Here is a 16,829-nt window from a genome sequence, read left to right as displayed (position 1 = left end):
AACAGAGTGAAGAGCGGTGTCGCGGTGTCGCGGGAGCGAAGTCGCTTCCCGCGATCCGGACATACGCTCTTCGTCGCGTCCGCTGTCATCGGCTTCGGCAAGGAATGGATGAATGACTGTCGCGCTTTTACTCGGCCTCGTCGTGCTCGCGCTCCTCGACAGCACGAGCATCGGCACGCTCCTCATCCCGGTGTTCCTCATGCTCGCAGCCGGGCGTCCCTTCACGGGAAGGGTGCTCGTCTACCTGGCCACGATCGTGGTCTTCTACTTCGGGGTCGGCGTCGGGCTCATGCTCGGGCTCCGCCCGGTGCTCGACACGCTGGGAGACCGCCTCGACAGTCCAGTCGGCTACTGGATCGAGCTGGTCGTCGGCGTGGGCATGTTCCTGCTCAGCTTCCGTTTCGACCCCAAACGCCGAGCGAAGATGGGCAAGAGCAGCGACGCCTCGGACACCATCAAGAAGATCGAACAGTCCCAGAAGTCCGTCTGGGGCATGGTCCTCCTCGGCTTGACGGCCGGCGCGATCGAGCTGGTGACCATGCTCCCCTACCTGGGCGCCATCGGCCTGATGGCCGCCGAACACCTGACGCCCGTGGAGTGGGTGCCCACGCTGGCGCTCTACAACGTGGTCATGATTCTTCCCGCTCTGCTCCTGCTGCTGGTCCGGCTCGTCATACGCGGGCGGGCGGAGCGCCTGCTACAGCGTATCGGCAACTATCTGTCGCGCCACTCCGTGGCCTTCCTCGGCTGGGTCCTGGCCATCGTAGGCTTCCTGATCGCCAGGGACGGCTTCGCCCGCCTGTTCCTCTTCGACTAAGCATCCCGTTCTCGGTTGACGCTGCGGCGCCCGCCCACCCGGCTGGGGTGGGCGGGCGCCGCAGTGTTGTTATCTCTTGCGCAGGATGTCCAGCATCTCGCGGTCCAGCAGATGGCCGTGCCAGTCCTCATACGCGACGTCGTCACGCCCGGAGTCGAGCACGCCGAACGGCCCGCGCAGGTTCCACAGCGCGAACCCGATCCCGTGCTCGTCCAACTCCTCGACCACGTCCCGCAGGTAGGCCAGCGCCACGGCGTGGGGAGTGCGCCGGTAGGAGCCGATCTCCCCAGCGTGCACGCCGACCCCCTGAGCCACCAGGTCGTACCAGGGCCTGAGCGACCGCGCCAGCCGCTCTCGGTCCCACAGCACGGTACGGTCCGCGCCGCGCTCGGCCAGCCGCTCCGCCACCCACGGGTCCCGATCTCCTCCATCGTCCGTTGCGTCATCTGCTCCGGCGTCCGCGGCAGCCGGTCCCAGCGGCCAGCTCGGCACCTCGTCAGCGACGGCAAACATCTCTGGCACGTGCTCGCACCGGTAATGGGTGAGCGCGAGCGGCTGGGTGACGTGCACACTCTGGGCGACCCGCGCATCCCTGGACCACTGCGCGGACGCGGGTGCGAAGCCCCAGCCCAGGCCCTCGGCCAGGACGAGCCGCCCGGGATCCTCCTCGTGCACGGCGCGGGCCGCCGTTTCGTGGACGCGCATGATGTCGGCGTCGCTCAGCAGCGTACGCGTGGCCGGCGGCTCATTGACCAGGTCGAAGCTGAGCCGATCCGCCGAGATACCGCGGTAGCGCCGGGCCAGGGTGCGCCACAGGTGCACGAACAGGTCCAGCGAGCCGAGCCCGTCCTCGGTCCACAACGTGCCAGGCTCCGGCTCGTTGTAGGGGTACCCCAAGTTCGTGTGCCCCGGCGCCCGCCAGAGATTCAGCGACACGTGCACGTCGTAGCGGCGGCCGAGCTCCACCACCTGGTCGATGATGGCCAGCCGCTCCTCGGGCAACGATCGGCGACTGCTGTCGCCGATGAACAGCAGATACGACATCGGCACCCGGACGAAGTCGAACCCCCATTCGCTGAGCCAGCGGAAGTCGTCCTCGTGGACCCGGTGCTCCCCCATCGGCATGAGCTCGCGCCAGCGCCCGCCCAGGGCGAACATCTGGTGAAGATTGAAGCCGCGCCACGGCGGCAGCGCGGCGTGGGTCGCCGGCGTGCTGCTCAACTGGACACCTCCGTTAGGTCTGCTTCGCCGGCATGCGCGATCACGCCCGCCGGCACGTCGTGGTCGGGCGCCGGTATCCGCACCACCGCGAACGTGCCCGCCGCCGCGTGCTTCCCGGCCTGGTCCAGCGCCTGCTCCAGGTCCCGCTCGCCGTCCACCTCGCAGCCCCAGCCGCCGAATGCGGCCGCCAGGTCGGGGATGGACAAGGGCCGGGCGAATCTGGTCAGCTCGTCGGGCGCGGCCAGCTTCGCACGGAGATGGCGGGGCCAGCCGAAACCGCCGTTGTCGAAGACGACCAGGACGACCCCGAGCGCGTGCTCGGCGAGCACAGCCAGCGCGCCCACGCTCAGCCGCAACGCGCCATCGCCACAGAAGACCACGACCGGGCCGCCTGCTGTGTCACCTCCTGGACCACCTGCCGGCGCGCCCAGTGCCGCTCCCGCCGCCGCGGCCACGCCGTACCCCATCATCGTCTGCTCTCCCGGGCACACCACGGCTGTGCTCTCGGCCACCTCCAGCACCGGATAGTGGTAGCTCCACATATCGTGCAGGCCGTTCTCCTGGACGATCACCGAGGGCCGACCCAGCCGCGTCTGAACGGCCCTGATGGCGGCCCGCACGGGTGACTCGGCGTATCCCGCGTCGGCCCAGGCCTGCTGGACACGGGCGACCCGCTCCTGGACGGCCAGCCACTCTCCGCGTGGCGAGCGCCGCGCGGCGGTGAGCCTGCGCAGCAGCTCCCCGCACGCGAGCCCGGCGTCACCGACCAGCCCGACGTGCGGCTCGACCACCATGCCCAACGCGTACGGGTCGCGATCGACGTGCACGATACGGGTGCGCTCCAATGCGGGCCACCCCATCTGGACGGTCTCCTCCAAGGCGCTGCCGAGCACCAGCGCCACGTCAGCCTCGGCGAACAGGCGGTCGGCCGGCGGCGTCGTGTACAGGCCCGCCAGTCCGAACGCGCGCGGATGACGCTCGTCCACGGCCCCGCGCCCGGCTGCGGTCGTGAACACCGGGGCGCCCAGCTCCTCGGCGAGCCGGACCAGCGTCTGGCCGCCCGCGGCGGCGCTCCAGCGCATGCCGCCACCCGCGACGATGACCGGCCGTGCGGACGCGATGAGCAGGTCGGCGGCCGCGTCGAGCGCGGCCTCGTCGGGCCGTGACACAGCCGCCCGCACCGGTCCCCACGCCTGGTCCGGCACATCCGCCTCCGACTCCGCCACCTCTGCGGCGATCTCCAGGACCGCCAGGCCGCCCCTGCCGTCCAGCGCCCGTGCCACGGCTCGGCGCGCGGCCCACGTGAGCTGCCGAGGCGTCTCGACCACGTGGTGCCAGGCAGCGAGAGAGGCGATGAGCCCGCGCTGGTCGAGCTGCTGGAAGGCGCCCCTGCCCAACCGCTCGGCCGGCACGCGGGTGGTGACGGCCACGATCGGTGTGCCGAGCGATGCGGCCTCGAGCAGTCCGGGCACGGCGTTGGCGAAACTCGGCCCGGAAGTGAGCGCGAGCACCGCGGGCGAGCGCGTGGTCATCGCGTAGCCCGCCGCGGCGCAGGCGGCGATCCGCTGGTCACTGATTACGTGGACGGTCGGCCCCGGCAGGCGGGCCGCCGCGTCGAGCAGGCCCGGCTCGTCGGACGGCAGGCCGAAGACCGCGCGGCAGCCGGCGTCCGCCAGCGTGCGGGCCAGCGCGTCCCAACAGGGCAGTCTCATGAGGCGGCCAGGCGGCCCTGGCGGAGGGCGATCAGCGGATCGGAGTTGTCGTACATGCCGACCAGGCCGCCCGCCACGCTCGTGGCGTCATGGGTCGCGTAGCCGAGCAGCTTCAGCAGGTCGTCGGGCAGCTCACGCGCCACGTGCGGCGGCACCGACAACGTGTAGTTCTCCACCTGGCGCAGCCAGCCGACGCAGTAACTGAGCCCCAGGCCGCTCCTGACCCGGTCGATGGTACGGTTCGCCCCGCCGCCGTGCAGGGTGTCGCCGCGGAACATCAGCACGTCGCCCGGCTCCATCTCGGCGCGCAGCACCTGCGACGGGCTGGGCCTCCGCTCCAGCGGCCACCGGCTGCTGTCCAGCACCACGCGCGTCGCGCCCGTCTCCGTGGTGAACGGGCTCATCGCCACCATGGCGTGCACATTGAGCGGATGCTCCTCACGGGGCAACCACGGCCACCAGGAACCGGTGTCGCGGTGCAGCACCTGCGGCGACTCACGGGGGCCGATCCGGATCAGCTCGGCCACGCTGAGCAGGATCTGGTTGCACCAAGGCGAGAGCATCCTGCGGGCCCACTCGACGATCTCCTCGTTGAGGATGAGGTCGTGCGAGGCGGGCACCTTGGCCGGCAGCCCCTGGACTCGCATGGTCTTCAGCCCAAGGAACCGATCGTACTGTGTCGAGCCGGTGTCCGACGCCGTCTCACGGGGGTGCTCGGTCAGCCAATGGCTCACCTCTGAGTTGAACCTCTTCACCAGGCTGAGGTCGACCAGCCCCCGCGCGATCACCGCGCCGTGGACGCGGACCGTCTCATCGATCGTCCCCCAGTCGAAAGGGCGCCTGAATCGCGGGATGGCCGCGGTCGGCGACTCGGCGGCTTGCGCTGTCATCGTCATCTCCTTGCATCGTCGCTCTTCTTGCTCCGGCTCCTTGCCCTGCCATGGTGCGGGCCCCTCTCGCGCGCGGCGCTCGGCCGGCTCACCGCAGGCGGCGCACGACCAGCACCGCGTTGTGCCCGCCGAACCCGAAGGAGTTGCTCATCGCCACCTCGACGTCGTGTCGCTGGGCCCGCCAGGGAACGAAGTTCAGCTCCGGGTCCTCCGGGTCGTCGCAGTTGATCGTGGGCGGCACCAGGCCGGTGTTCATCGCCTCGACTGCGGCCAGGAGCTCCACCGCGCCCGCGGCGCCAAGCATGTGCCCGGTCATGCTCTTGGTTGAGCTGATCGGGATCCGGGTGGCATGCTCGCCGAGCACACGCCGGATCACCCCGATCTCGATGCTGTCGTTGAGCTTGGTGCCGGTCCCGTGCGCGTTGACGTATCCGATGTCCTCGGGGCGCGCGCCGGCCTCCTCCAGGGCCATGCGCATCGCGCGCTCCACCATCATGCCCGTGGGCTGCGGCGCCGTGAGGTGGAAGGCGTCGGTGGTGGCGCCGTAGCCTGCCAATTCGGCGTGCGCGTGCGCGCCGCGCGAGGCCGCGTGGGCCGCGCTCTCCAGCACCAGGACGCCTGCGCCCGCGCTCATCACGAAGCCGTCGCGCCCACGGTCGAAGGGGCGGCTGGCCGCCTCCGGCGGATCCTGCCTGCGCGACAGGGCAGTCGCGCGGGCCGCCGCGGCCAGGTCCAGCCGGGTGAGCGTGTGGTCCACGCCGCCCGCCACCACCACGTCGGCCCGGCCGCCGCGGATGAGCTGCATCGCCTCGCCCAGGCAGGTGGCGCCGGTCGCGCAGGCGGTGGTCATACAGTGCGAGGGGCCCTGGGCGCCGATGTGCATCGACACCTCTCCCGCCGTACTGTCGACGCTGCTGGTGGCAAAGAAGTACGGGCTGATCCCGTAGAAGCCGCGGCTGCCCAGCGCCTCGCCGGCGTCGATGACCGTCCGGGTCGGGCCGCCCGCCGTACCGATCACGACCGCGACCCTCGGCGCCATTTCAGGAGTTATCTCGAGTTTCGCCTCACGCAGCGCCTGCAAGGTCGCCGCCAGCGCCATGTGAACGGTCCTGTCAGTACGCCGGGTCAGCTGTTTGGGCAAGTATTCTGCAGGGTCGAATCCGACCAGGTCGCCACCTATGCCAACCGGAATATCGGTGATATCGAAATTGGCGAGCCGGCGAATTCCGCTCCGCCCGGCAATCATCCCGGACCAAGTGTCTGCCCAGCTCGGACCCAGTGGGGTCACAGCTCCGCGCCCCGTTACGACGACCCTGTTCGGACCCGATTGAGCGCTCTCCATCGATCCACCTCTTGAAGGTTGAATTTCCATCGCCCAGAGGGATAAAAGCATCGGGAATGGCGGATGTCAAGGCAACGCCATCCGCTGGCGCGAATTACGATTGCCTTGATTATCATCCGGTCATATCGCTTCTGAAAACTACGGAGGGACATCGGATGGCAATGCGCGCGGATTTTGCTCTGTCGCTCTCCCTGGCCGGAACCAACGCGGCGATCCGGGTCATGTCGGTGCTCGGCGACCCCCTCGCCGGGGCGGCGAACCGGACAAGATCGCGGGACCCATACCCCTTCTACGCTCGCATTCGCCGGCGCGGCACGCTGGTCCGCAGCCGCCTGGGCCCATGGGTGACGGCCTCCCACGCCGTCGCCTCACAGGTGCTGCGCAGCCCTGACTTCTGCGTCGAGGGGCCGCAGCCGAGACCGCAGGAGCCGTACGGCATCTTCAACTGGCCGGAGCGTCCCTCTGGCGTCCTGCCGCCGCTCGCGGCCTCCTTCCTCGCGATGGATCCTCCCACCCACACGCGGCTGCGGCGGCTGGTCTCGCCCGCCTTCACACCGGGCGCGCTGCGGACGCACCAGGGGCGCATCGAGGAGATCGCCCACCGGCTCATCGACGGGCTGGCGGGCGACGAGCCGTTCGACTTGATGGAGAGGTTCGCCGCGCCGTTCCCTATTCTCGTCATCTGTGAACTGCTCGGCATCCCCCACGAGCGGCACCGCCAGTTCGCCACGTGGGGGACGGTGCTGGGCAACGCGCTCGGCGGCACCTACGCAAGGCGGGACGTCGTGCGGGCCAGGCAGGCGCTGCTGGAGGTCAACGCGTTTTTCGACGACCTCATAGCGGCGCGGCGGCGCGCGCCGGGCGATGACGTGATCAGCCGGTTGATCAGCGCCGTGGACAAGTCGTCCCCGTCCGGGGATCACACCCGACTGTCTGACAGGGACGTGAAGGCGACGTGCCTGCTGCTGTTCCTGGCCGGATTCGAGACCATGGTCAACCTGATCGGCAACGGGGTGCGTGCTCTGCTCACCCAGCCGGGGCCGTGGGCGGAGCTGCGCGCGGAGCCGTCACTCGCCCCCGCCGCAGTGGAGGAGGCGCTGCGCTTCGACTCCCCGGTCCAACTGACATCGCGGGTGGCCAGGCGGGACACGGAGATCGACGGGCGCGTGGTGCGGGCAGGGGCGCAGATCTGCCTCATCCTGGGCGGCGCCAACCGCGACCCCGAGGTCTTCCCGCGGCCCGACACCTTCATCTTGTCCCGCCCTAACGCCCGCGAACACCTTGCATTGTCCAGCGGCGTCCACTACTGCCTGGGTGCGCCACTGGGTCGGCTGGAGGGCGAGATCGCCTTCCGCGCGTTGGTGAAGCGGCTGCCTTATCTGAGGCTGTGCGGTCCCGTCTCCCAGGCGCCGGCGCGATCGATGCGCGGTGTAACGCGCCTGCCCTTGCGCACTGACGCACCATCCTCTTGTCGGTAGTCGAGAGACTGATGCGCCCGAGGTGCCACCGGGTCACATCCTCCTCGCTCGACCGGCTGAGGTTCGGCACGAGTTCTGCAGGGCCCGGTGGTCCTCCGGACGTACCGACCGGCGGCAGGGTCGAACTGTGAGCTGACCGGCCGCTGCGTCCCAGAACCGAGAAACAGAGCGCCGCCGGGTACGGATCCGCAAGTCGTCCGTCTACGACCGGTTCCGGTTGTGGGTGATGAAGGATCGCCCCGCTGCTGACCGAGATCGGCGACTGCCGCGCACGCTCCCCCGCTCCCTCCTCGCCGACTTGCCTGCCCGGTCCTCACGCCACCCGCGTCCTCGCCCGGCCGTATGTGATCTGGCGCCGCCGGCAAGACAGCGTGGCTGACGATCTGGCCAGGCACGACGCCCTCCAGCAAGATCACCAGTCGATGGCCGGCACAGGACTACTCATGCCCTCCTCCGGCCTGACCATCCGCTGCGGCTCGCGCCACGGATGATGCACCCGCAACTGCGGGATGGTTCGCGGCCGGGTGTCCGTTCGTCTCTGAGGAAGGTCCTCGTGATGCCCACCTGTTCGTTGCGGGTACCGGCGCAGGCGCTGCTCCCGTACGTGCCCGGCCATGTTCCGTTTCTGCCCCAGGTCGTACAACACCCGCGACGCCGTTCTGTGAAAGGGGTACGAGATCATGCGAGGTTCCGACCTGCGAGACTGCCTGCGAAGTGGCTGTCACATCACGTGGCGCCAGGATTTCCCCGGCGGCCCGGTCGAGCACCAGCATCACCCACTCGTCCAGCGGATACCCCTCTCGGGAGGCCGCCGCCTGCCATAGATCCTGCTGCTTGAGTTCGATCTGTAACTTGAAGACCTGGGCCCTCACGGCGTTGTCCGCATCGCCGTTCGCGTTGCGGGCTCTGCGTACCTCGCGGCGTAGCATCGCCTTCGACCAGCCGAACCGTTGCGCGCGCTCCAGCCACAGGTCCTGCTCGTGCTCAGGCAGCGAAGCCACCTCGGCATGGTGCTGGAAGCTGAGCTTGTCCCGCCGGCGGGACACGGGGAACCTACGTGCGACCCAGGCGTAGTTGCGCAAGGTCTGGTAGTCGAGGGAGGTGTCCTCGATCGCCTTCCGGTATCGATTCGGATACTTGCGTTGCCCGTAGATGAGCCAATCGGCGAGCCACCATGCGGAGGCGTCGGAAATGATGGCTATCTCGTGACCGATCTCAGACCACGATTCCACGCTGAGCGTGTCCGGGAGAATCAGCGCGGCACGTCGAGTGACCGCTTTTGGGCTGACCCCCAAACGTCGCCGACTATTTTGCTTTTCGTTTGACCTCTCGTTCTCTATACCAGCTGACAGCGCAATCCCTCCTTAAATGAGGCCCATGCCCGGCTTGCCGACAGACGACATTCGCCGATGATGTGCGATAGATGCGACCTGCAATAGGGTGCGTCTGCGAATGAACGTACGCAAACAAGTGACGGCTTGTACAAATACTGACCGCAGCGACTCCGCGGCGCCCATGTATCTCCTATTCAGGCGCCGGCAAACGGGAACGCCCGCCGCAGCCCGCCAGACGCTCCCCTCAAAGCTTGCTTCAAGCTCCACCTCCGACAATGGAGATGAGGGTATTTCGACGTACAGAGAGACCGGGGCAAAAGCAGCAGGAGCTGGCACCACGGCCACGCCGCCATGCCATTTCATCTCTCCCTGTTGCGGCACACTCCGACGGAGAGAAGTATTATTCAAAAGCGAGCTCCGCCCTCATTGCTGCGCCCAGTCCAATGATCGAATAGTGAGTGGCGCGTCACAAGTGTTGATGTGTTGACTATCTGAAGAAACGCGGCGTCCGGGCCCATCGATTGAATTCGCAGAGCCATGAGGTCGTGGCTTCCTGTTACCACGGGTGCACGTTGGGAAAGCAGGTCCCGGGCAGCGGCGAGGCAGGGCCGCAGTCGTCGGGATGACTGGGGGCAGTGGGGTGACGATGGTGGTCCTGCGGGGCCGCCAGTCGGTGCGGCGGCGTTTGACCTGCAAGGCCTGGGCGGCGTCGGGGAAGGGGAGGCCGGCTGGGCTGGGTCGTGCAGCTCTTCTTCATGCGACGGGTCTTGGGGCAGCCGTGCCCGCTCGTCGCTGTGGTGGTTGGGTACGGCCGCCTGGCGCCAGGGCAGGAGTTCGAGGCCAGCGGTGGGATGTGGGCTGGTTGCCCTGGACCATGGTTCACTCGACTAGCGGTCTTTAGGCTATTCAGACGTGCCGGTGGACAGATCGTCATGCCGATGGTTGAGGGGGCAAGGTGAAGATCAAGGACCAATTGCTGGGCCCGGATGTGGAAGGTGACCCCTACCCTGCCTATGCGTGGCTGCGGGACAGAGGTCCAGTGTGTCCGGTGTATCTGCGCGATGGCGTGCGGTGCTGGGTGGTCTTGCGGTATGCGGAGGCACGGATGGCGTTAGCGGATCCGCGGTTGAGCCGAGATCCCCGGGTGGCAGGCCCGGCCTGGCGTCAGGCTGATCGTGGCCGCCCTTTGGAGGACGGGGCGGGTCTGGGAGTACATCTGCTGACCCGGGAGCCGCCTGACCATACTCGCCTGCGGCGGCTGGTGACGGCCGCCTTCACTGCACGGCGCACCGAAGAGATGCGTGGACGAATCTGGGATCTAACCCACACCTTGATCGACGCCTTCGCCGGCCGCGGCTACGCCGAGCTCATCGCCGAACTGGCCTACCCGTTGCCGACGACCGTCATGTGCGAGATTTTAGGAATCCCTATCGCCGATCAGGGCTATTTCCGGCAGTGGACCTCCAACGCTGTCTCCCTCCAACCCAGCGCCAGTGACCAACAGCCGGTCGATGCGCCCCCGCCAGGCGAGTATCTGCGTGCTGTGGTGGCCACCAAGCGTGCGGCTCCTGGCGATGATGTGCTCAGCGAATTGGTGGCCGCTGAACGAGCCGGAAAGCTCAGCGAGACTGAACTGCTGTCGATGGCCTTTCTGCTGGTAATCGCCGGACACGAGAACACCGCCGGCCTCATCGGTAACGGCGTCCTTGCGTTGATGGCTCATCCAGAGCAATTGGCATTGCTGCGTGAACGCCCTGACATGATCGAGACCGCTGTAGAGGAGGTGCTGCGATATGACGGGCCGATGGAGCTGGCGGCCTGGCGATTCGCCACCGAACCGGTGACGATCGGCGAGGTGACCATCCCGGCCGGTGAGCCGGTGGTCATCGCTCTGGCCGCGGCCCACCACGATCCGGAGTGGTTCGCCGACCCGGATCGCTTCGACATCACCCGCGCCGAGGCCGGGGCGCACATGGGCTTCGGATACGGCCTGCACCACTGCCTCGGTGCCACGCTGGGCCGCATGGAGGCGGCCATTGCGCTGGGCGCGCTGGTCCAGCGGCTGCCTGATCTGGCGCCGGCCGTACCGGTCAAGCAGTTGCGTCGCCAGCCCAGCTCGATCGTGCGCGGCCTGCATGAGCTGCCGGTCACCTTCACGCCCACAGTTTCACCAGGCGGGGCGAGCTAGCATGCGGGTCCCTGGGGTGACCGCGCTGCCGTCGAGGTAGGCACGGATGTCCCGGGCGCGAGGGTCGTCGACATCCTCATACAGTGTCAGCGCCGCCTGCCAGGCCGCTCGTGCCTCCTTCAAGCGGCCTTGCGCCTCCAGCGTGCGGCCGCGCCGGGCGAGGGCATCTGCCTCGCCCCAGCGCGAACCCGCCAGGCGTCGCGCTTGCAAGGATTGATCCAGATGGGCCAACGCCCGCTCGTGGTCACCGAGTGCGGCGTAGGTGTCGGCGATCTTCGCCAGCGCCAGTCCCTGCCCATCGTGGTTCCCGATCTCCTCGAAGATCTTCAGGGACGTCACCAGCACCTCCAGGGTGTCAGTGTGGCGCTCCCATCCGTGGTAGGCGTCGGCCAAGGTGAACAGCGCCGAGGCTTGACCATGACGGTCCCCCACTTCCTCGAACAGCGCCAAGGCTTGGCGGGCATAGTCGTGTGCGTCCTGCAGTCGATCGCAATCAATCGCCAAAAAGCCCAGCCCGGCAACCGCCCACGCCTGGCCATGGCGATCCCCTGCCGCCCGCTGCAGGACCAGACTCTGCTCGAACTCGCGTTGGGAATGTTCGTACTGGCGCAACCATCGGTACGCCTCGGCCAGGCTGGTGGTGACCCAGCCCTGAGCTCTGCAATCCTCCGCCGCGGCGGCTGCCTTTACCGCCAGCGTGGAAGTCGCCAGCCACAAGCCGCCTGAGGTACGCAGCAGCCGCAGGTAGTCGAACAGCGCGATGGCCATCTGCCAAGCCGTCTGGTGCAAGTGGTGGTCCACCGCGAGCCGGATGATCGGCACGAAGTTCGGCGCCTCCAGGTCGTACCAGGACAGAGCGGCCTGATCGGAATCGAACCGTAGCGGCGTCACTCCTGGGGACGGCGGGTCCAGCGCGAGTGGGCTCACCCGGAAGGGGGCCAGCGCCCGGCTCCCGGCCATCGTTGTGTGCAGATACCAGTCGATCAGTCGCCGGACCGCCGTGCGGCGGTCGGCCGGGGTACTGTCGGCCTCCAGTCGCTCGGCGGCATAGACACGGATCAGGTCATGGAAGTGATAGCGGCTCCGCGGTGCCGGCTCAAGCAGGTGTACGGCGCTCAACGACCCTAGCAATCGCCGCGTCTGCGCCACCGGCAGCCCGGCCAGCGCGGCCGCAGCCTCAGTGCTGATATGCGAGCCACGATGCAGACTCAGCTGGTGAAACAGCATCACCTGGTCAGGGTCGAGGTCTCGATAGGACCAGGCGAACGCGGTGCGGACCGCGATGGACTCCTCAGTTGCCAGCGCGTCTAGCCGTTGCCTTTCGCTGGCCAGTTCCTCGATCAGGTCACCGAGAGGGTGGTAGCGATGTGCCGACACTCGTTCGGCCGCGATCCGCAACGCCAGCGGCAGCCCGCCACACCAGCGCGCCAGGGTGGCCAGATCATGTGCCGCCGTGTCGGTGCGGGCCTTTCCGATCACCCGGCGAAGTACCTGGACCGACTCGCTTTCGGTCATTGGGCCCAGCTCTATCTGCTCCACCGCCACGCGCATCGCCAGGGCCGTCAGTCTCCTGCGGCTGGTTATGATCACCCCACAGGCTGACGTTCCCGGTAGCAGCGGCTCCACCTGGTGGGAGGCTCCCGCGTTGTCCAGCAGGATCAGCAGTTGCCGGGACGCCAACGCCGACCGGTACAGCCGGGCGCGCTGCTCTGTCTCCTGCGGGATGTCCTGGGCGGGCACGCCCAACGCGAGGAGAAACTCCTCCAGCACCCGCCCCGAGGCGAGAGGACTCTGATCGGGAGTGAAGCCGCGGAGATTGACGTACAGCTGGCCATCGGGATACCGCTCGGGCTCCAGCCGGAGTATGTCGTGCGCGCACCGCAGTGCCAGCGATGTCTTGCCGACACCGGGCGGACCGTCAATGGTCACGATGATCGACTCCGCTTCCGCAACGGGCTGGGTCAATGCGTCGCGGATGCGCTGCAGCTCACGGCGACGGCCCGTGAACCCACTCGGTGGCGCGGGAAGCTGGGCGGGATGACGGGTCTGCTCCGCCGCCCCTAGCGCGATCAACACGCCACCGGCTTCCAACGCCTCATCACACCTGCGCACCAGGTCGTCCGATGGCGAGACCCGACCGTTCTTGACCTTGCTCAACCAACTGGGGTCGTAGCCGACCAGCTCGGCCAGCTTTCGCCAGGACATGCGGCGGCGCACCAGGATTCGCTGTAACTCCTCCACAAACGGTGACGGCACCTGGCCGGGCGTTACGAGCATGGGGATCTCCTGAGGAAATGTCAGAAGAGAGTTTCGACAGCCTGCGCGATGGTGACCCTACCGTGCGCGTGCTCCTTCGTGTCTAAAGTTCGTCTGTGACACATTCTGTGGGCAGCTCTATCAATATGTAGTGCGACTCTTTGCACAGGCGCTGACCGGCCTCCTCCGGGAGGGCTCCTGCGCTGGAGCACCCGCAAGAGTCCCCACTGACGGGGCGCGACAGCTCTGCGTGCAATGAACCCTCCGATGCCGAACAGCAGCCCTCTGTGACATCGTTTATTACTTCAGTAGTCAACACCACAATGCTTGTCGCTCGCCACCCGCCAAACTGTGCGAATAAGTTCCGCCATCGTGACGAAAACCCGTAGCTCCTACCCACCTATTGCCGGTTGCGATTCGCCAGCGCAGGAAGTCCCGGAATGTCAATGCGACAACTCCACGGATGCCCCTGCATGAGATGGCGGGGCGTCGGTCTCAGCGTCGGCCTACGCCCCGCCACTCTCGACGCCCGTGGCCCGCCATTCGCCCGGCGACGTGCTGGAAGAGGAGAACAAGCAGCTCAAGGCCCGGATCCGGGGCTTGTATCGGTGGCGCAAGGCGCGGCGCCGGCCAGGGCGGAGCGGGCCGCGGCCGATGCCGCTCTCGCCGAGGAGATCAAGCAGATCCACGCCGCGTTCGACGGCACCTACGGCAGTCCGCGCATCACCGCCGAACTGCGCCCCCGGGGCCGCACGGTCGACCACAAAGCGGGTGGCACGCATGCTGGTCGATCGCCGACCACATGCGCACCGAGCTGGTGAGCGACGCGCTGCGAGCGGCCGCCGCGACGCAGGGCAGCCTGGACGGGGAGATCTTCCACGCCGATCACGGGGCCCAGTACACCTCGGCCGAGTTCGCCGAGGTCTGCGCCGAGCTTGGCGTGCGTCAATCGATGGGCGCCGTCGGCATCCACACCTCACCCTCGACGACAACCTGCTGCCATCGCAGAGTGCCCGATCAGCCCACTACCGCGCATCCCTAGGTCGGTGTCTCACCTTCGTCTCACGCGGAGACCCGCTCCGCCTGCGCGGGGTTAGGGACAAGAGCGCCGGCCAGCACCGACAGCACCGACATTCCAGCCAGCACACCGACAGCGCCGGTGAAAGCAGCCTGACTCCCGCCGCCCAAGTCGGTCAGCACCGAGACGGAGACAGAGACGCCCAACGCGGCACCGATGGAGAACGCGCACGACATCATCGCGGGCAGGAACGAGGAACTCTCCTTGGGAGACAGCAGGACGGCCATGCCATTGGCAGCGGTCCCTGCGAACCCGTGAAATGACGCACCCACCCCTGCCGCGCAGATGATCACGACCCACGACACCGGCAAGAAAACGGTCAGCACGATCATTCCAGCGACCATCCCGACCAGGCCGAACAGCAGCAGGCGACGCCATCCAACCTTCAGGGCGATGCCGCCCGCGATCGGCGCGCAAACGCAGTTGACGACTGAGGAGGGAACGCTGACCAACGCGGCGAACTCCAGCGCGGACATGCCAAGGCCGATCTCTGAGTTCTGTCCGTACAGCGGCAACACGAAGACCGTAAGACCGAACAACGCACCCATCGCGAAAATGGGCACAAGCAATAGGGGCCAGGTACGACGTGAGCGTAGGTGACCTACCCAGATCATCGGCCGGGCAGTGCGCTTTTCGACCGCGACGAAGACAGCGAGCAGGGCCAGCCCGCCGACGAGCGCGCCGAGCGTCCTGAGTGAAGCCCAACCCCAGGTGCTGCTGTTGGAGATGCCGGTCAGCAACGACACAATGGCGAGGGCTAGGACGATCATGCCGGTCCAGTCCGGGTGGCGGGAGCGGTCGGGCGTGTCGGCGGGTAACAGGCGGGCGACGGTGATCACGGCCACGACCTGGACGACAAGCATGATCCAGAAGATGATCCGGTGGCCGTAGGCGTCGGCGAGCCACCCGGCCAGAAGGGCGTCGACTCCGCTGACACCCAGGTTGACCATGCTGAGCAGGCCAAGAGCCCTGCCGAAACGTGCGGGAGGCAGGTATTGATGGGTGAGAATATTCGACAACGGTAGGGCGACCACTCCGAAGCCCTGCAGGATACGGCCGACGGCGAACAGGCCAGGTTCGGCAGCGAGCGCACATACCAGCGCGCCGAGCGCACCCATGACCAGCGCAGCGAGCAGGTAATTGCGACGGCCGAACCGGTCCGACAACGGCAGGAAGACCGTCCCGAGGGCGCCGGCCAATGCGAACAGAGCCTGTGCGAGGCCGATCGCGCCGGTGTCACCGCCATGACCGGCGATGATGGCCGGTAGCGCCGGAATGGTCATGGTGAGGGCGAACTGGAAAGCCGTGACGGCGAGAATCAGGGTCGTCAAGAGGGAGGCCGGAGAAATCCGGCCAGTGGTATTCATCATGGACTCCGGATCCGTATCTAGGGCAGCGGGATTCATTGTCGGAGCAATGGCTACGGTAAGGTCCGAGCACCCTGCTGCGCTATCCGAGCGAAGGCTCTCGATAATGTGCCATCAGGCCAACTCTGCGGTGCCCGATGATTTCCCCGTGCAGCTCCAAGCGCAACTTTACACCGGACCCTATCGAACAACCCAACGGGTCTCAACCAATTCGCCGGACACTTCCAGTGCTGGACGATAATTTGGATGTAGCATAAAGACGTCTCGCGTACGTACTCGTGCAAGATTCCGCCGCGCCAGTCTTCTAATCCGCAGGTTCCGAGTTCGAGCCCGGGGTACCCTCCGCCGCCTCGTGATTGCGGGCTGTGTCACCCGGCAGTGGAGTGATCGCGCCCTGCGAGCTTCCCTTCAAGACCAATTCGCTTGATACAGCGCCCTCACCGAGCACTCCGCGAGAACTGCTCAACGATAGCCCGGCCCGTTGAGAGCCAACACTCGTCAGGACCTGCCTGCTCTGGAGAATCGCGGTCATCGCCCCCGACAGGTTCCCGATCCTCTGCCACCTCGCCATGCACGACAGTAGGTTCCTGACCGGAAGCCCGGCGAATCTGGGACATCAAGAGCTCATAACTGCCGATCAAAGCGGCGCTCGGCCAGGCCGCAATGATGCGACCGATCAGGCTTGGCGACGGCGATGTTAGCCTCGAGGCTGGCCAGGCTACCGACCAGCGACATGGCCCACGCCAGCAACCCACGTCAGGAGCCGTGCCGGTTGGCCAAGAGGATGACATCGAGGCGACGACGATTGCACCGTCGAATGCGAGCGGGATTTCTACCTTTCCCTGGGCGCAGCACTGACATGTGACACACAGCTTGTTGATCCACAGCCGAACATCGCGCACCTGGATCTTGTCGAGCCGCTTCGCTCCCAGGTAAGGCTCGATATAAAGCCAGCGAGGAAAGCTGTGCGCGCGATACGCGATGTCGGCCATCACCTTTTTAGCCTTGGAAATTTCACCGAGGCTACCGGTACCCGTCGTGCAGCGGCAAGCAAGCGTGTCTTTATCTCCAGCCTTATCAAGGAGCACGTCGGAGGCATATCGCTTAATTCTTCACCCACCCCGACCAATTCCCTATTGCTGCTAA

At 67.1% G+C, this 16,829-nt stretch carries 11 protein-coding genes and 1 pseudogene; 4 read left to right on the top strand and 8 right to left on the bottom strand.

Going from position 1 to position 16,829, the window contains the following annotated elements; all coding sequences use genetic code 11:
- The first annotated feature begins 112 nt into the window (after window positions 1-112).
- Window positions 113-817: a GAP family protein gene (locus tag ACWDRB_RS39225; RefSeq protein ID WP_449902531.1), complete on the top strand. Its 705-nt coding sequence runs from the start codon at window positions 113-115 to the stop codon at window positions 815-817.
- Window positions 818-886: 69 nt separating this feature from the next.
- Here the strand turns inward: ACWDRB_RS39225 and ACWDRB_RS39220 are convergent, their stop codons facing one another.
- The 4 genes from ACWDRB_RS39220 to ACWDRB_RS39205 all read right to left on the bottom strand — a co-directional run bounded on the left by ACWDRB_RS39220 (window position 887) and on the right by ACWDRB_RS39205 (window position 5,982).
- Window positions 887-2,038 carry a glycoside hydrolase family 5 protein gene (locus tag ACWDRB_RS39220; protein ID WP_449902529.1) on the bottom strand — a complete coding sequence of 384 codons (1,152 nt, stop codon included), beginning with the start codon at window positions 2,036-2,038 and terminating at the stop codon, window positions 887-889.
- Complete coding sequence (locus tag ACWDRB_RS39215) at window positions 2,035-3,750, bottom strand: thiamine pyrophosphate-binding protein (protein ID WP_449902526.1); 1,716 nt, start codon at window positions 3,748-3,750, stop codon at window positions 2,035-2,037. The genes ACWDRB_RS39220 and ACWDRB_RS39215 overlap by 4 nt, the downstream gene beginning before the upstream one ends.
- The gene (locus ACWDRB_RS39210) at window positions 3,747-4,640 is read right to left on the bottom strand and encodes a phytanoyl-CoA dioxygenase family protein (protein ID WP_449902524.1); all 894 of its coding nucleotides are present in this window, start codon (window positions 4,638-4,640) and stop codon (window positions 3,747-3,749) included. The genes ACWDRB_RS39215 and ACWDRB_RS39210 overlap by 4 nt, the downstream gene beginning before the upstream one ends.
- A gap of 88 nt (window positions 4,641-4,728) precedes the next feature.
- Window positions 4,729-5,982, bottom strand: a complete 1,254-nt coding sequence (locus tag ACWDRB_RS39205; protein ID WP_449902521.1) for a beta-ketoacyl-[acyl-carrier-protein] synthase family protein — start codon at window positions 5,980-5,982, stop codon at window positions 4,729-4,731.
- Between the two features lie 155 nt (window positions 5,983-6,137).
- Between ACWDRB_RS39205 and ACWDRB_RS39200 the strand changes: the two genes are divergently transcribed.
- On the top strand, window positions 6,138-7,460 hold the full coding sequence (locus tag ACWDRB_RS39200) for a cytochrome P450 (RefSeq protein ID WP_449902518.1): 1,323 nt from the start codon (window positions 6,138-6,140) through the stop codon (window positions 7,458-7,460).
- 437 nt (window positions 7,461-7,897) lie between these two features.
- Here ACWDRB_RS39200 and ACWDRB_RS39195 read toward each other — a convergent pair whose 3' ends face one another.
- Window positions 7,898-8,755, bottom strand: coding sequence for an LmbU family transcriptional regulator (locus ACWDRB_RS39195; RefSeq protein WP_449902516.1), 858 nt, complete (start codon window positions 8,753-8,755; stop codon window positions 7,898-7,900).
- Window positions 8,756-9,749: 994 nt separating this feature from the next.
- On the opposite strand from ACWDRB_RS39195, the gene ACWDRB_RS39190 reads away from it, so the two are divergent.
- Entirely contained in the window at window positions 9,750-10,982 is a 1,233-nt protein-coding gene (locus tag ACWDRB_RS39190; protein ID WP_449902513.1) for a cytochrome P450 family protein, read from the top strand.
- Here the strand turns inward: ACWDRB_RS39190 and ACWDRB_RS39185 are convergent.
- Window positions 10,962-13,259 carry a tetratricopeptide repeat protein gene (locus tag ACWDRB_RS39185; RefSeq protein ID WP_449902511.1) on the bottom strand — a complete coding sequence of 766 codons (2,298 nt, stop codon included), beginning with the start codon at window positions 13,257-13,259 and terminating at the stop codon, window positions 10,962-10,964. The two genes, ACWDRB_RS39190 and ACWDRB_RS39185, sit on opposite strands and share 21 nt — an antisense overlap.
- Before the next feature lie 465 nt (window positions 13,260-13,724).
- Between ACWDRB_RS39185 and ACWDRB_RS39180 the strand changes: the two are divergent.
- Window positions 13,725-14,205: pseudogene (locus ACWDRB_RS39180) on the top strand (DDE-type integrase/transposase/recombinase); the annotation flags it as partial.
- A gap of 95 nt (window positions 14,206-14,300) precedes the next feature.
- Here the strand turns inward: ACWDRB_RS39180 and ACWDRB_RS39175 are convergent.
- Together ACWDRB_RS39175 and ACWDRB_RS39170 are read right to left on the bottom strand one after the other, a co-directional pair.
- Window positions 14,301-15,686, bottom strand: coding sequence for an MFS transporter (locus tag ACWDRB_RS39175; RefSeq protein WP_449902509.1), 1,386 nt, complete (start codon window positions 15,684-15,686; stop codon window positions 14,301-14,303).
- 434 nt (window positions 15,687-16,120) lie between these two features.
- Entirely contained in the window at window positions 16,121-16,771 is a 651-nt protein-coding gene (locus ACWDRB_RS39170) for a hypothetical protein (RefSeq protein ID WP_449902507.1), read from the bottom strand.
- Window positions 16,772-16,829 lie beyond the last annotated feature (58 nt).

This window comes from Nonomuraea sp. NPDC003707, assembly GCF_053587055.1.
Note: the sequence above shows the minus strand (reverse complement) of the source record. Positions and strands in the feature narration are given on the sequence as shown.

What these genes read in the sequence shown, in the direction of transcription:
- ACWDRB_RS39225 (WP_449902531.1), top strand. Translation starts at nt 113, where the DNA reads ATGACTGTCGCGCTTTTACTCGGCCTCGTCGTGCTCGCGCTCCTCGAC.
- ACWDRB_RS39215 (WP_449902526.1), bottom strand. Translation starts at nt 3,750, where the DNA reads ATGAGACTGCCCTGTTGGGACGCGCTGGCCCGCACGCTGGCGGACGCC.
- ACWDRB_RS39210 (WP_449902524.1), bottom strand. Translation starts at nt 4,640, where the DNA reads ATGACAGCGCAAGCCGCCGAGTCGCCGACCGCGGCCATCCCGCGATTC.
- ACWDRB_RS39205 (WP_449902521.1), bottom strand. Translation starts at nt 5,982, where the DNA reads ATGGAGAGCGCTCAATCGGGTCCGAACAGGGTCGTCGTAACGGGGCGC.
- ACWDRB_RS39200 (WP_449902518.1), top strand. Translation starts at nt 6,138, where the DNA reads ATGGCAATGCGCGCGGATTTTGCTCTGTCGCTCTCCCTGGCCGGAACC.
- ACWDRB_RS39185 (WP_449902511.1), bottom strand. Translation starts at nt 13,259, where the DNA reads ATGCTCGTAACGCCCGGCCAGGTGCCGTCACCGTTTGTGGAGGAGTTA.
- ACWDRB_RS39175 (WP_449902509.1), bottom strand. Translation starts at nt 15,686, where the DNA reads ATGATGAATACCACTGGCCGGATTTCTCCGGCCTCCCTCTTGACGACC.